The organism is Gordonia sp. 852002-10350_SCH5691597 (genome assembly GCF_001665715.1).
In the GTDB taxonomy this organism is placed as follows: domain Bacteria; phylum Actinomycetota; class Actinomycetes; order Mycobacteriales; family Mycobacteriaceae; genus Gordonia; species Gordonia sputi.
The window spans coordinates 1-13,423 of sequence record NZ_LZMO01000105.1; the positions used below are offsets into that span (position 1 = coordinate 1).

General features: G+C 62.7%; 10 protein-coding genes and 2 pseudogenes. 2 read left to right on the top strand and 10 right to left on the bottom strand.

Going from position 1 to position 13,423, the window contains the following annotated elements:
* Nucleotides 1–76 precede the first annotated feature (76 nt).
* The 4 genes from A5777_RS07550 to A5777_RS07565 all read right to left on the bottom strand — a co-directional run bounded on the left by A5777_RS07550 (nt 77) and on the right by A5777_RS07565 (nt 2,489).
* On the bottom strand, nt 77–538 hold the full coding sequence (locus A5777_RS07550; protein WP_064862180.1) for a SipW-dependent-type signal peptide-containing protein: 462 nt from the start codon (nt 536–538) through the stop codon (nt 77–79).
* On the bottom strand, nt 535–1,026 hold the full coding sequence (locus A5777_RS07555; RefSeq protein WP_064862181.1) for a hypothetical protein: 492 nt from the start codon (nt 1,024–1,026) through the stop codon (nt 535–537). The genes A5777_RS07550 and A5777_RS07555 overlap by 4 nt, the downstream gene beginning before the upstream one ends.
* Nucleotides 1,027–1,112: 86 nt before the next feature.
* Nucleotides 1,113–1,760 carry a signal peptidase I gene (locus tag A5777_RS07560; RefSeq protein WP_064862182.1) on the bottom strand — a complete coding sequence of 216 codons (648 nt, stop codon included), beginning with the start codon at nt 1,758–1,760 and terminating at the stop codon, nt 1,113–1,115.
* A gap of 159 nt (nt 1,761–1,919) precedes the next feature.
* Nucleotides 1,920–2,489, bottom strand: a complete 570-nt coding sequence (locus A5777_RS07565) for an alternate-type signal peptide domain-containing protein (RefSeq protein ID WP_082933578.1) — start codon at nt 2,487–2,489, stop codon at nt 1,920–1,922.
* Between the two features lie 512 nt (nt 2,490–3,001).
* Here A5777_RS07565 and A5777_RS07570 point away from each other — a divergent pair.
* Nucleotides 3,002–3,820 (top strand): hypothetical protein, encoded by an 819-nt coding sequence (locus A5777_RS07570; protein WP_156529312.1) that lies wholly within the window; start codon nt 3,002–3,004, stop codon nt 3,818–3,820.
* Here A5777_RS07570 and A5777_RS25665 read toward each other — a convergent pair.
* From A5777_RS25665 to A5777_RS07595, 5 genes and pseudogenes are all read right to left on the bottom strand, one after another.
* A complete protein-coding gene (locus A5777_RS25665) occupies nt 3,817–4,944 on the bottom strand; it encodes an esterase/lipase family protein (protein ID WP_051994085.1) in 1,128 nt (375 codons plus the stop codon). The genes A5777_RS07570 and A5777_RS25665 overlap by 4 nt on opposite strands.
* 23 nt (nt 4,945–4,967) lie before the next feature.
* On the bottom strand, nt 4,968–5,717 hold the full coding sequence (gene narI / locus A5777_RS07580; protein ID WP_039856783.1) for a respiratory nitrate reductase subunit gamma: 750 nt from the start codon (nt 5,715–5,717) through the stop codon (nt 4,968–4,970).
* Entirely contained in the window at nt 5,717–6,340 is a 624-nt protein-coding gene (gene narJ, locus A5777_RS07585) for a nitrate reductase molybdenum cofactor assembly chaperone (protein WP_082933581.1), read from the bottom strand. The genes narI and narJ overlap by 1 nt, the downstream gene beginning before the upstream one ends.
* 35 nt (nt 6,341–6,375) lie before the next feature.
* Nucleotides 6,376–8,066 (bottom strand): annotated as a pseudogene (narH, locus tag A5777_RS07590) (nitrate reductase subunit beta).
* A pseudogene (locus A5777_RS07595) lies at nt 8,066–11,772 on the bottom strand (nitrate reductase subunit alpha). Before A5777_RS07595 ends, narH begins: the two co-directional pseudogenes overlap by 1 nt.
* A gap of 236 nt (nt 11,773–12,008) precedes the next feature.
* Here A5777_RS07595 and A5777_RS07600 point away from each other — a divergent pair.
* Entirely contained in the window at nt 12,009–13,094 is a 1,086-nt protein-coding gene (locus A5777_RS07600; RefSeq protein ID WP_039856779.1) for a tellurite resistance/C4-dicarboxylate transporter family protein, read from the top strand.
* On the opposite strand, the gene A5777_RS07605 is transcribed toward A5777_RS07600, so the two are convergent.
* Complete coding sequence (locus A5777_RS07605) at nt 13,075–13,404, bottom strand: cupin domain-containing protein (RefSeq protein WP_005208395.1); 330 nt, start codon at nt 13,402–13,404, stop codon at nt 13,075–13,077. The genes A5777_RS07600 and A5777_RS07605 overlap by 20 nt on opposite strands.
* Between the last annotated feature and the right edge of the window lie 19 nt (nt 13,405–13,423).

A 13,423-nucleotide genomic window follows, 5' to 3' on the forward strand; every position in this document is an offset into this window, starting at 1 on the left:
TGGGCACAGCTGGCATCCTTCCAGGCCGCCCGGCAGGGCAAGCCAGATCAGATGTCACCTACTCGTGCACCAGCCCCTAGCCCGTGTGTGTCGGCAGCGTGGGGATCGTGCTCGATACGGTAGAACTCAAGCCTGGTTCGAGAGTGCCGATTGCTGTTCCGCCCGAACACTTTCCGACGCCGTTTCCATTGACAGGGGTCGCCCCCGAGTAGACACGGAAGACGCCGTGGTCGTACATTGCGCCGGTGGGCACGGGGCCAATGATGGCGCTGTAGGTGAGGTTGTACCCTCCCGCATTCTTGACAGTGAGGTTCGCAGCTCGTGAACTACCCGGCTGCATGTCGGACTGGTTCATCGCGGTCCACGTCAGCGAGTCCTGTCCATTGAGTTTAAGATCGACGGAACCCACGGTGAACGCCGCGGTCGTCACGCTTGCCGAATCGCTCCACGACGCCATCGTCGAGATCGAGCAGATGCCGAGCACCATGCCCAGTGAACACAGTGCGCGCAGACGCGAGAAGAGAAGAGTCCTGATCATTGCTGTTGGATCGCCCCGAACGTGTAGGAGCCGGTATAGGTGGAACCCGCGACCGCAGTGGCATCCAAAGTGCCACGAAGACAGAGCACTTGAGTCTGTCCGCTTGACAGTGTCACGTAGCTTCCCGCCGTGGTGAGTGCGGTACCCGGCAGCGTCGTCGCGGTCGAGCCGTCGCAGCTCGTCGCGTCGGTTCCGGGCATCACCGACGCGGTCAGCGTCAGATGACCATCGGAGGTCGCGACGTTGGTGAGTTTGTAGCCCAGCGCGGTGTCGCCGCCGTTGGCGACGGTGACGCTGACGGTCTTCATGCTCCCGGGGCTCAGCGATGTTCCGCCGAGCGCCGCCAGTGCGAGGTTGTGGCTGCCGCCCGCGGTCAGGAGCAGGGCTCCCGAAGAGATTGTCGACGCCGATGCCGCCGCATTCGACGTCCAGGATGCGCCGGATTCACGGACCGATATCGCCATCAACGCCGAGACAATCAGTGCCACAAGGCAACCGAATACGATCCTGCGTTGCGCGGATACTCGTCGGCGTCGATCCGCAGATGGGATCGGCACAGCTGTTGCGCTGTGCATCAGCGGTTCTCTTGTCTGGGTTCCTTGCGCGCTCGTCGACGATCGAGCGCAGACGACACTGTCATGAACAGCGCATAGGCGAACAGCAGCCCTGCCACCACGTAGACCGCGATGATGTGCTGGCGACCGGTGATGACCTGATTCAGGTACCCGATATAGGGCACCGAGTACCAGACCTTGCCCTTGATCTGCACGGCGCGAGCGGGAGCGGGATCGGTTGTCGGGTTGTTGTCGCCCTTCATCGTGAACAATCTCTCGCCCCGGCCGTCCTGGCCGACGCCGACGATACGGTGGGTCACCACGTCGGGCTGACCGGAGCGCAGCTGATAGGTGATGACGTCTCCGGTATGCAGTGTCGCGGGGTCGACGGTCTTTGCCACCACGAGCGTTCCCGGTGGCATATGCGGCCGCATCGACGACGTCATGATGGTGTACGGAGTGGTCCCCGCGAGACGCGGGACGACGACGACTGCCGCCAACAGACTGACGGCGGCGAACAGAAGGAGCCAGCTCAGGATCAGTCTGAGCATGCCCAGTGGACCAGAGCCGGAGTCGACGTCCTGGTCCGAATCGGGTTGGTCGGTGTCGCGGCGGAGCGTCGAAGGTGATTCGACACGTGACGAATGTGTTTCACCGGTGATGGACATCGTTCTCTCCGCTTACATATCGGATACTGACTGGTCGTGGGTGGGGACTGACCGGGCAGAACGCAATTGTGCGTTCTGCCCGGTCAGTCCTGCAGCGCGATCCCTCCCCAGTTCGCGCGCCGCGGAAGCGGATTTTGCCAAAGGCAGAACCCGCGAGTCTCAGGACTGGTTGGGTGCTTGTACCTGATCGAGGTGCAGGCTGATGTTGTTCAGGTTGAGCGTGTCGGTCTGGCTCGCGTTGGTCGCAGATGCGAACGGAAGTTTGAGCGTGACCACCACGGTGTAGGCCGACGCCCCGCCCGTCGGGCTGATGGCCAGCGACGTTCCACTCTGGGTGATATCGGTCGCCGATGCGTCGCCGCTCTTCTTGGCCGAGATGGTCTTTGTTGTTTCTGAGGCAAGAGATCCGGACGACGTGAATGCCGTTGTATCCGCGTAGAGTTTCGCCTTCAGGTTGTCACCGGTCGCGTTGATATTCACGGTCGTGGTGTACGTGAGAGTGTCACCCGGAACGAACTTGAATGACGTCGGATTGATGGCACCGTTCTGGTCGGTCCATGTTCCCGTGTCTTTGTTCATCGAGAGCTGGCCCGAACTGATGGTCGAGCCGCCGATCGCCGTGCTGTCGTTCCAGTATGCGAGCGAGCCGAGCCCGCCGAGAAGAAGAACTGCCGCGCCCCCCGCAGCAACTGCGCCCTTGGTCTGTTTCTTCATTGTTGCTCTCTGCATCGATTGGTCACCTCGGGGATTCCGTGGTGTGGTGATGCTTTTCTAGCCTGCTGGTGCCAGTTGCACAACCAATGGTTGTCTATCGAGCCTCAAGCTCAACTTGATTACAGGTGTTCACTGACCGCCCAGTAGGGCGACCCGGGGCGCTCGGTGAAGGTGCATGTTTCCGCAGATCATCGGCGCTAAATCGCTTTCATTCGCCGAAGTTTGCGATTAATGATGTCGAATGGGTATGGCATTGAATGTTGTCGCATAGATGTGATGCAGATCATGAACGGTGTGTCCGATTTACCCATTCACGCACGTGAGCGGCCATCGATGTGGATTTAATAATTGATGAAAGTCGCAAGCCGTTTGCCGTATCTGCGAGCGTCTGCGGATTAGTGGAACGCCTTTGGTGGGTACCGCGTGATGGCGAACACGAAAGCGCGAATTGATTAGTTCTGGCGTACGATCCATTGCCGAAAGCCGCAGACCACAGAATCCAAGTAGCGCTTTCGGGGGAGAATAAAATGAAAAAGCATGGCGTACGAAGCTCGGGGGAGTTTCTGACCGCGCGGTCAGGAAAGCTGTTCGTGTTCTTATTGTCGGTCGCTTTGGCGACGGTGGTCTCTGTCGTTGCCGGGATCGTCGGTGGCGGGGCACAGGGCGACGCGTCGCCGCCTCCGGCGTCGAATCGGATAGATTTCCACACCGCGGTGAAGGGCGACGATGTGGTGCTGACGGTTGGTTCCGGTGCTCTGCGAGTGGCAGGTGATCAGATTCAGATCGTCGACCGGAACGGCAAGGTGGCCGCCAGTGCGCCACTGAAATATGAAGTGGCGCAAGATATTTACAAGCTCGGCGTCGAACTTCACAGCAGCGTGGCGCGACTGCACGTCAACCGGTCGTCGATTTCTCGTGCGACGCCGCTCGCGCCGCACCGCGCAGCCGAGACGACGGTTGTGGTCACATCGACGCCGCCAACGTCGGCGACGTCGGACGCGGACGCGCGCGCCGACAAACTGGATAAGGCGATCACTCGGATGGGGACTGAATTGTCACTCGGAATGGCCATCGGAACGTCGGTTGGCACGATTCTCGGTGGTGTTCTCGGCTGTCTTATCGGGCTGACCGCAGGTATCGTCGGATGTTTGCCGGGGCTCATGTCGGGTGCGACAGCCGGTGCCGTCGCTGGATCGGTGGTCATCGGCGGGGCCGCGATCGTCGTGTCGGCGATCGTCTTCGGGATGACGATGAGCGAGCCGAGGCCGAAGGCGGAGCAGTCACCGCGGCCGACTACTCAGGTGCCGACAGCAGCACCCTCGTCTGGGGCGACCTCGTCTCGCTAGCCGACGAGCCACGCATTCGGTGCGCAGACGAGTGGGACGTCGGCCCCGAGGGCACGCAAGACGATCGACGTCGCGCGGGGCGAATAGCTCATCGAGAAATGATCGGACGTGTCCTGGGGGCAGCCGTCCTGCAGCGTGATGTTGCGGGTGTTCTTGGTGCCCGTGGGGAAGAACGTGCTGGAGTAGGGGGTGGTGACCTCGTCGTAGCGGGTGCCGACGATCGTGTATCGGATGTCGCCGAGGGCGTAGACACCGCCGCTGTTGAGTGTCTTCAGAAATGGCGAGTTGTAGATCTGCTGGGTGCCCGAGACCCCGACGCCGAGTGCGAGGGGTCCCAGGATGTCGACACCGAGATCGTTGATGGTACGTCCGAGTGCGCCGATGCCATTGAGTGTTGTGCCGTTGTTGGTTGCACCGAGAGTCACGACATTGGCGACCTTGGCCGCGCCGCCGTCGAATCGCAGGTACTGGCGGGTCGAGATGCCGCCCATCGAGTGGCCGACCATGCTGACTTTGGCTGCGCCGGTCGACGCGAGGACCTTGTCGACGAAGGTCTTGATCTGGTTTGCCGATTTCACGATGTCGCCGGTGCCGTACACGCCGGGGAATGCCGCTGCTACGCCACCGCCTTGAGAGGGCGGCTGTATTCCGTAGTCGAGTGCGTAGACGCAGAAGCCTGCCTGCCTGAGCGCGGGGGAGATCATCGACCAGTTGCTGTAGGCGTTCTCCCACGTTCCGTGGACCAGCACGACGGGATTGCGGCCGGCCTGGGGTTTGCACGACCAGTCATTCGCACCGGCGGGCGCCACGTTGGGGTTCGACAGGCTGTGCGCGAAAGCCGCGGGGAACGTAGTCTGCTTCGGCCCGTTGCCGGTGGGGATGAGCCAGCGACTCTCGCCGTTGAGCAGGAAGGTCTCGGCGCGGGCCGGGGTGGGCGAGGCATCGGAGATGTAGTCGGCGAGCTGTTGCTGCGGGGCGGCCGACGCGATACCTGCGGAGTTCGCGGCAAGCGAGATACACGCGGCGACCGCGGCGACAGCCGTCGTCAGCAGGCGGGTTCGGGAACGACGTCGATGAGACGATGTGGTCACGTGCGAACCTCTCAGCCAGGTGTTGCCGGTCATAGCGCAGGCGAGTGGAGCGTAGCTCACCGGTCACGATCCCTGACTCCCACCGGTTCCCAGCCTCGGCGTGACGTGCGGTCACCTGGGGTGGGCAGTCGGTCGCGACTGCGGTACACGATGTACGGCCGGAACAGGTAGTGCACCGGAGCGGTGAACATGTGCACGAGACGGGTGAACGGGACGAGTGCGAACAGGGTCAGACCGATCAGGACGTGCACATGGAAGCGCAGCGGTGCTGCCTCCATTGCGCGAATGTCGGGTTGCAGCACGAAGATCGACCGAAACCACGGCGAGACAGTCTGGCGATAGTTGACCCCGGGTCCACTGGGATCGACTGCACCGACAACTGTGATGTAGGTTCCCGCGATCAGCGCGCATACCAAGACCAGATACATCAGCTTGTCGTTGCGGGTCGTCGCCATGAACACCGGGCCGGTGGTGCGACGTCGATAGATGAGCAGGCCGACGCCGAGCAGAGTCGCTGCCGCGGCGAGGAGACCGAAAAAGCCTGCGCCCCAGTGGTACATCGTCTCGGAGACGCCGAGTGCGTCGGTCCAGGACTGTGGGATGACCAGACCGACCGCGTGTCCGACGATGACCACGAGGATTCCGTAGTGGAACATCGGCGAGGCAATCCGCAGTAGCCGCGACTCGTAGAGCTCCGATGATCGTGTGGTCCACCCGAACTTGTCGTAGCGGTAGCGCCAGATCGTGCCGCCGATGAGTATGAGCAGTACGAGATAAGGCAGTACGCCCCACAGGAAGACGTCCATCACGGCTCACCCCTCGCAGGTGTCGCAGTCAGCGGCAGTAGGCGCGAATCGTAGGGCTCGAGGCCAACGGCCTCGACGCCGAGCGCCGGCGTCATCGCGCGCGCAGCCTGTCGGTCTACCGGCGATTCACCGGGCAGCGTCGAGCAGATCGCCGTGAGCACAGCGGTGTACGGAGATCGACGGTCGCGCAACGCGAATCGGATCAACTCGAGCGCTGGGCGATACTTCTCCAGCATCTCTTGTCCCGCGTCAGCGTCGACACGCGCCGCGAACTCCAGGACGATCGGCAGGTGGTCGGGTAACTCGCTGTGGAGGTCGACCACGAAGCCGCTGCTCCGATAGAGCGCTTTGAACTCGCCGAGTGCGGCTCCACGTCGTCGGGTGTCGCCATCGGTCCAGTACGAGAGATACAGCGTGTGCTTGCGCGACAGGTCGAATGTCTCGACGTAGTCGTCGACCAAGGTGGGGAGTGGCGTCGACTCGAGATGATCGACGAAGGTCAGCAGCTCACGAGTGGATGGGTGATCGGGCTGTTCGCATAATGCTCTGCGCAGCAGCGAGATTCGGTCGATCAACTGATCGTCGGGATAACTCAGACACCATGAGGAGACCTGCCGCGTCACGCGATGATCGGCCGCAGTCGCGCGGCGAGGCCACCTCACGACGACGCCTTCGAGTTGCCGGTGTCGTCGGATGCGGGGCGGTCGGGGAACAGCCCTTCGCGCGACCCGTTACCGTCCCAGTTCAGCAGGTTCGTGCGATTGGCGAGGCGATGTGAGCTGGTCGCGGTGTCGGTCGTCTGACGTTGTTTGAGCGCGTGAAAGGTCTCCACTGAGACAGGAGTGGGGGTTCCGCTCGCTTCGCCGAAGGCGCCGGAGCCGTACATGCCGGGCCCGTCCTCGTAGTCGAGTGAGCACGCCATCTCGTCGAGCTGTTCGGCCTGCTCGAGATGGGCCGTCGGAATCACATACCGCTCTTCGTATTTGGCGATCGCCATCAAACGGTACATCTCGTAGATCTGCTCTTCGGACATACCGACAGACGCGGGGATGTCGGGATCGGGTTCGCGGCCGAGCGTGATGTCGCGCATGTACGCGCGCATCGCCGCGAGTTTGCGCAGGACGCCGTCTATTACTGCGGTGTCGCCCGCACTGAACAGTTCGGCGAGGTACTCCACGGGGATTCGCAATGCGTCGATCGCACCGAACAGGGTGCCCGCGTCCTCGGCGTCGTGGCCCTGTCCGCTGAGTAGGTCGACGATCGGCGACAACGGCGGCGCGTACCAGACCATTGGCATGGTGCGGTACTCCGGATGCAGCGGCAGAGCGACGCGGAACTCCTTGGCCAGCGCATAAATTGGCGATCGACGTGCCGCGTCGAGCCAGTCCTCGGGAATGCCTTCAGCTCGCGCCCCGGCGATCACGTCCGGGTCGTTGGGGTCGAGGAGCAGGTTGAGCTGGGCTTCGTAGAGGTCGGTGTCGTCTGGTGTGGAGGCGGCTTCGGTGACAGCGTCGACGTCGTAGAGGAATAGTCCGAGATATCGGAGTCTGCCGACGCAGGTCTCGGAGCAGACGGTCGGCTGCCCGACCTCGATGCGCGGGTAGCAGAGAGTGCACTTCTCGGCCTTGCCCGTGCGGTGGTTGAAGTAGATCTTCTTGTACGGGCAGCCGGTGATGCATTGGCGCCACCCGCGACACCGGTCCTGGTCGACGAGGACGATACCGTCCTCGCTGCGCTTGTAGATTGCGCCAGACGGGCACGACGCCATGCATGAGGGATTCAGGCAGTGCTCGCAGATGCGGGGCAGGTAGAACATGAACGTCTGCTCGAAGCTGAACTTGACGGCGTCTTCTGATTCACGACGCAGCTTCTCGACGATCGGATCGAGTGCGCCCAATTCCGGTGCGCCACCGAGGTCGTCGTCCCAGTTCGCCGACCATGTGACCTTCGTGTCGTCACCGGTGAGCAGCGACTTCGGCCGCGCGACAGGGAAATCGTCGCCGAGCGGGGCGTCGATGAGCATCTGGTAGTCGTAGGTCCACGGTTCGTAATAGTCGTAGATGGTCGGCTGAACGGGACTTGCGAACAGCGTCAACAACTTCTGCATCCGACCGCCCGTTCGGAGCCTCAACTTGCCCTTGCCGTTCAGATGCCAGCCACCGCGCCATTTCTCCTGATCCTCATAGCGTCGTGGATACCCTTGCCCCGGGCGGGTTTCGACGTTGTTGAACCAGACGTACTCGGTGCCTGCCTGTTGGTCCACGCCTGTTTGCATGTGACGGAACATGTGTGGCAGCCGATGCATTTGTCGAGGTTCATCACCATCCCGACCTGAGCCATCACCCGCATCAGTACGTCACCTCCTGGCTGCGCTTACGGATCGTCGACACCATGTCGCGCTGATTACCGGCGGGGCCGAGATAGTTGAACGCATAGGACAATTGGGCGTAACCGCCGATCAGGTGAGTGGGTTTGACGAGGAGTCGGGTTGCCGAATTGTGTATTCCACCCCGCCGACCGGTTGCCTCCGATTTCGGGACGTCGATCGTGCGTTCCTGCGCGTGATGAACGTAGACGACACCAGCGGGCATGCGATGGCTGACAATAGCCCTGCACACCACGACGCCGTTGGCGTTGACGCATTCGATCCACTCGTTGTCGTGTACGTCGATCGCTGCGGCATCGTCGGGGCTCAGCCATGCGGTTGGACCGCCGCGAGACAATGACAGCATCAGGAGGTTGTCCTGGTACTCCGAATGAATGGACCACTTCGAGTGGGGCGTCAGGTATCTCACGGTGATCTGCTGCGCGCCGTCTGGGCCGAGTCGTGGCTCGCCGAACAATCGATGCATGTCCAGCGGTGGCCGATAGATGGGCATCGATTCGCCGACGTCGATCATCCAATCGTGGTCGAGGTAGAAGTGCATGCGGCCGGTGAGAGTGTGAAATGGCTTGAGGCGCTCGATGTTCACGGTGAACGGGGCGTATCGCCTGCCGCCGGTTTCCGACCCGGACCACTCCGGCGAGGTGAACACCGGAACGGGGGCCTGTTGGGTGTCGGTGAAGCTGATGTGCTTGTCGGCGTTGCCTTCTGCGAGGTCGTCGAGTGTCTTTCCGACGCGCTTCTGAAGTTTCTCGAAGCCCTGGACTGCGAGAGTGCCGTTCGTGGTCCCGGAGAACCGCAGTATTGCCTCGGCGAGTTTCGCGTCGGTATCGATCGCCGGCCGACCGTCGCCCGCACCGCCGAGCATCACCCCGTTGTTGTCGGAGAGACTTTGCGCCTGTTCGGCGACGTCGTAGGTGACCGACTTGGTGGCGAAGCCGAGCGTATCGGCGAGTGGGCCGACCGTCGCGAGCTTGTCGGCGATGGCGGTGTAGTCGCGCTCCACGACCGCGAACGCAGGCATGTTCTTTCCCGGATGGCCGACCGTCGTCGACTGGTGCCAGTCGTCGACGGTGCCCTTGGGTTGCGCTGTCTCACCGGGAGTGTCGTGCTGCATGGGGGTGCTGACGAGATCGTGCCGCACACCGAGGTGCGTCTTCGCCTGCTCGGAGAACGCGGCCGCGAGGCGGTGGAAGAGATCGAAGTCGGTTTTCGCTTCCCACGGCGGATCGATGGCAGGAGAAAAGGCGTGCACGAAGGGGTGCATGTCCGTCGACGACAAATCGTTCTTCTCGTACCAGGTGGCCGCGGGCAGGATGATGTCGGACAGCAGCGTCGTCGACGTCATGCGAAAGTCCGCCGATAGCAGCAGATCCAGCTTGCCCTCTGGCGCTTTCTCATGCCACCGAACGTCTTTGGGTCGGGGTGTGTCGGCTGATTCGACACCGAGCACATTGTTGTGTGTTCCCAGTAGGTTTCGTAGGAAGTACTCGTTACCCTTCGCCGACGACCCCATGAGATTCGACCGCCACAGCACCAGCGTCCGTGGCCAGTTCTCCGGGGCGTCGACATCAGTGATCGACGGCGTCAGTGTTCCGTCGGAAAGATGTTGTGCCACATAGCTCGACGCAGAGTCGGCATCGCCACGGTCGACGGCTTGCCGTGCGTCGTCTGCGACGTCGAGCGGATTGCGGTCGAACTGCGGATAGAACGGCATCAAGCCGAGCCGCGCCGATTGCGCGATGGCGTCGGCGGTGTGTTCGTGGTCGAGTGTCCCGCGCGATAGCGGAGATGCAAGTGACGCAGCCGAATAGCCGTCGTTGCGCCACTGGTCGGTGTGCATGTACCAGTACGACGTGCCGGTCATGGTGCGAGGCGGTCGGCTCCAGTCGAGTCCGTTGGCCAACGACATCCATCCCGTGATCGGGCGGCATTTCTCCTGCCCAACGTAATGCGCCCAGCCCCCGCCGTTTCGTCCCATGCAGCCGGTCAGGATCAACAGCGAGAGGATGGCCCGATAGGTGGCGTCGCCGTGGAACCACTGGCAGATCCCGGCTCCCATGATGATCATCGATCGTCCGCCCGAATCGACTGCGTTGGTGGCGAATTCGCGCGCAACCCGGATCGCTGCCTCCGCAGGCACGCTGGTGATCTCCGCCTGCCAGGCCGGCGTGTAGGGGGTCGACGCGTCGTCGTAGCCGGACGGCCATTCGCCGGGCATTCCGTCACGATGCACCCCGTATTGCGCGAGCATGAGGTCGAAGACCGTGGTGACCTGGTGGCCGTTGATGACGGTTGTCGGCACACCTCGGCGTAGCACCGAACCGCTGCCATCCGGGGCGTCGAAGGCTGGCAAGGCGATCTCGACGAGTTGCGCGTCGTCGCGACCGAAAAGGGTCAACGCCGGTGTGATTCCCTCGAGGTCGAGGTTCCATCTGCCCTCGCCTGCGGCAGAGCGGCGAAAACCCAGCGAGCCGTTGGGAACCGCGGCTGCTCCGGTCTGCTCGTCGAGTACCACGGTCTTCCACACGGCGTCGGAGTCGTTTTCATCGGCTCCCGCCAACTCATCTGCGGTCAGGAACTTGCCTGCGACGAGTCCGTGTTCGTGTTGCTCGACGTGCACCAGAAAGGGAAGGTCGGAGTAGGAGCGCACGTACTCGTCGAAGAACTCGGTGGTGTTCGCGACGAAGTACTCCGAGAGGATGACGTGCCCCATCGCCATGGCCAGCGCGGCGTCGGTACCTGCTTGTGCCGGTAGCCATTCGTCGGCGAATTTGGTGTTGTCGGCGTAGTCGGGGCTGACCGATACGACTTTGGTGCCGCGATAGCGGACCTCTGCCATCCAATGCGCGTCTGGAGTTCGGGTGACCGGGACGTTGGAGCCCCACATCATCAGATACGACGCATCCCACCAGTCACCGGATTCCGGGACGTCGGTCTGATCGCCGAAGATCTGTGGACTCGCGACGGCAGGTCTGCGTACCAGTCGTAGAACGACGTCATCACCCCGCCGATCAACTGGATGAAGCGAGTCCCCACGCAATGCGACACCATCGACATCGCGGGGATCGGTGAGAAACCGGAGCATCGGTCGGGGCCGTAGGTCTTGATGGTGTGCACGTGGGCGGCAGCAGCCATCTCGATGGCCTCGTCCCAACTCACGCGGACGAGGCCTCCCTTACCTCGAGCCTGCTGATATGACTTGCGGCGCAACGGATCTCCGACGACGTCGGCCCACGCCAGCACGGGATCGCCGGTCTTTTCCTTGGCGGCCCGGTACATTTCGACGAGCACCCCGCGCGCGTACGGGTATCGAACCCGCGTCGGCGAGTACGTGTACCAGGATAATGCCGCGCCACGTGGGCAGCCGCGGGGCTCGTATTCCGGCCGGTCGGGACCGACCGACGGATAGTCGGTTTCCTGAGTCTCCCAGGTGATGATGCCGTCTTTGACGTAAACCTTCCATGAACACGACCCGGTGCAGTTGACGCCATGGGTCGATTGCACGATCTTGTCGTGGTTCCACCGATCGCGGTAGAAGACATCGCCAGCACGGCCTCCCTCGCGGAAAACGACTCTCCCGTCGGAGGTTTCGTCCCAGCGGGTGAAGAATTTGCCGATATCGAGTAGGGCTTTGGCTGCATCGCCCTGAACTGCAGTAGATCGGGCCATGAATTCACCATACGGATGAAATGCTCGGGGTGTGCGGTTTCGTCGTCGCAGATCCGAGGCGGCTCGGCGGAGGCGTCGACGCCCGGCCGGACGTTATCGCCGAGTGCTCCGCGTGTTTCGATTGGGTATAGACATTCGCAATGTGTAGGTCCTTGTGACACAACGTGAAAGGGTCGGTCAGTGTGAACGTTTCGCGTGCGGTATCGCCCGATTCGCCCACCCGGCTTCGACGACGCGTGCCGCATGCGAGCCTTGGGCAGTTCACTTTCGTCATGGCGACCGGCATTGTGTCGACAGCAATCCACAATGCGGCGACACTCGGTAGTGGCACATACTCGGATCTGGCCGATCTCATTTCGGCGATTCTCTTCTTTGCGGCAGTCGTCGGATATGTCGCGTTGATCGTGTTCACCATTGCCGGTTGGTTCACTGGTGCAGGCGTGGTCGACGAGGTGCGGCGTGAGATCGCGAACGACGGGTTCACCGTGTTGGCCTTCACTGCGGCGAGTGGGGTGCTCGCGGCGAGAGCGTTGGCGGCGGGAAGTACCTGGGCCGCAGTCACATGTGCTGTCGTCGCGCTCGTGTCGTGGGTGATACTCGGCTACACGGCGGTGATCGCCGCGTTCTTCAGCGCCGCACAGTCACGGGAGCATCCCCCGGCGCCGACGACCCCGTTGCCGTGGACACACGTCAACGGCACCTGGTTTCTGATGGTGGTCGGGACACAGGCGGTCGCGGTTGCCTTCGGCGCGCTGGCCGCGGCCAAGCGGGTCAAGTGGTACGCCGAGGTCGCTGCGTTGTGGTGGGGGATCGGCGTGCTGATCCTGATCGTGATGGCTGTGTTGGTCGTCGCACGGTTGATCATCGTCGGACTCTCACACGACGACGAAGTGGCGCCGTACTGGGTGCTCATGGGCGCCGGCGCGATCTCCGTGCTCGCGGGGGCCGAGGTCATAGGGACGGGCTCGGCGCAACGACTCGTCACGCACGATGTGGTCGGGACGTTGTGTCTGATGGCCTGGATCTTCGGCACGTGGCTGATTCCCCTGTTGATCGTGCTGATGATCTGGCACGCGCGTAGGCCGGGTACGCATTCGGGATTTCGCACCGCGTTGTGGTCGATCGTGTTCCCCATCGGCATGTGGGGGGTGGCGAGCAGACAGTTGGGAATCGCCTGGCAGGTTCCGTGGATCAAGACCATGGGTACCTGGGAGGCGTGGCTGGCGCTGCTGATCTGGGTGATCGTCTTCGTCGGGATGCTGCGATGGTGGTGGCGATGGCTGTCGACACGACGTTCGGAGACTAGTTCGCCAGCACGGTGAGAAGTACCGCAGAGTCCTCGTTGGCGCGGAGATTGTGTCGGGCGTCGGGAATGGTGATGAGGTCACCGGCCACGCCGTGCCACTCGTCGTCGCCCGCGGTGAGCGTCACGTCGCCGCGGAGCACCTGAAGCGTCGCTTCGCCGGGACTCTGGTGCTCGCCGAGTTCGGTGGAGGCCGCCAATGCGATGACGGTTTGACGCAGATGCCGGGCGGAGTTGCCGTGCAGCGTGTGCCCGGCGCGGCGACTGTGCGCGTCGCGCGCCGTGGCGATGAGTTCGTCGACGAGGGCTGGGAGTCGCGTGGTGTCCATGTCTCACGATTGCACGCCG

Bases quoted from the DNA above. Each gene is read 5' to 3' on its own strand.
- A5777_RS07550 (WP_064862180.1), bottom strand. From the start codon at position 538: ATGATCAGGACTCTTCTCTTCTCGCGTCTGCGCGCACTGTGTTCACTG.
- A5777_RS07560 (WP_064862182.1), bottom strand. From the start codon at position 1,760: ATGTCCATCACCGGTGAAACACATTCGTCACGTGTCGAATCACCTTCG.
- A5777_RS07565 (WP_082933578.1), bottom strand. From the start codon at position 2,489: ATGCAGAGAGCAACAATGAAGAAACAGACCAAGGGCGCAGTTGCTGCG.
- A5777_RS07570 (WP_156529312.1), top strand. From the start codon at position 3,002: ATGAAAAAGCATGGCGTACGAAGCTCGGGGGAGTTTCTGACCGCGCGG.
- A5777_RS25665 (WP_051994085.1), bottom strand. From the start codon at position 4,944: ATGACCGGCAACACCTGGCTGAGAGGTTCGCACGTGACCACATCGTCT.
- narI (WP_039856783.1), bottom strand. From the start codon at position 5,717: ATGGACGTCTTCCTGTGGGGCGTACTGCCTTATCTCGTACTGCTCATA.
- A5777_RS07605 (WP_005208395.1), bottom strand. From the start codon at position 13,404: ATGGACACCACGCGACTCCCAGCCCTCGTCGACGAACTCATCGCCACG.